Origin of the sequence: Citrobacter sp. Cs237, assembly GCF_030332325.1 — a bacterium.
GTDB classification, from domain to species: Bacteria; Pseudomonadota; Gammaproteobacteria; order Enterobacterales; family Enterobacteriaceae; genus Citrobacter_A; species Citrobacter_A sedlakii.
Genome location: NZ_JAOWIB010000029.1, coordinates 1 through 852, shown reverse-complemented (window position 1 = coordinate 852; position 852 = coordinate 1). Strand labels below are relative to the sequence as shown.

Annotated in this window: 1 rRNA gene; it reads right to left on the bottom strand. The window is 54.6% G+C overall.

Going from position 1 to position 852, the window contains the following annotated elements:
- Positions 1-852: ribosomal RNA gene (locus OGY07_RS00145) — 23S ribosomal RNA — on the bottom strand; the annotation flags it as partial.

Here is an 852-nt window from a genome sequence, read left to right as displayed (position 1 = left end):
CCTACACGCTTAAACCGGGACAACCGTCGCCCGGCCGACATAGCCTTCTCCGTCCCCCCTTCGCAGTAACACCAAGTACAGGAATATTAACCTGTTTCCCATCGACTACGCCTTTCGGCCTCGCCTTAGGGGTCGACTCACCCTGCCCCGATTAACGTTGGACAGGAACCCTTGGTCTTCCGGCGAGCGGGCTTTTCACCCGCTTTATCGTTACTTATGTCAGCATTCGCACTTCTGATACCTCCAGCATGCCTCACGACACACCTTCAACGGCTTACAGAACGCTCCCCTACCCAACAACACATAGTGTCGCTGCCGCAGCTTCGGTGCATGGTTTAGCCCCGTTACATCTTCCGCGCAGGCCGACTCGACCAGTGAGCTATTACGCTTTCTTTAAATGATGGCTGCTTCTAAGCCAACATCCTGGCTGTCTGAGCCTTCCCACATCGTTTCCCACTTAACCATGACTTTGGGACCTTAGCTGGCGGTCTGGGTTGTTTCCCTCTTCACGACGGACGTTAGCACCCGCCGTGTGTCTCCCGTGATAACATTCTCCGGTATTCGCAGTTTGCATCGGGTTGGTAAGCCGGGATGGCCCCCTAGCCGAAACAGTGCTCTACCCCCGGAGATGAGTTCACGAGGCGCTACCTAAATAGCTTTCGGGGAGAACCAGCTATCTCCCGGTTTGATTGGCCTTTCACCCCCAGCCACAGGTCATCCGCTAATTTTTCAACATTAGTCGGTTCGGTCCTCCAGTTAGTGTTACCCAACCTTCAACCTGCCCATGGCTAGATCACCGGGTTTCGGGTCTATACCCTGCAACTTAACGCCCAGTTAAGACTCGGTTTCCCT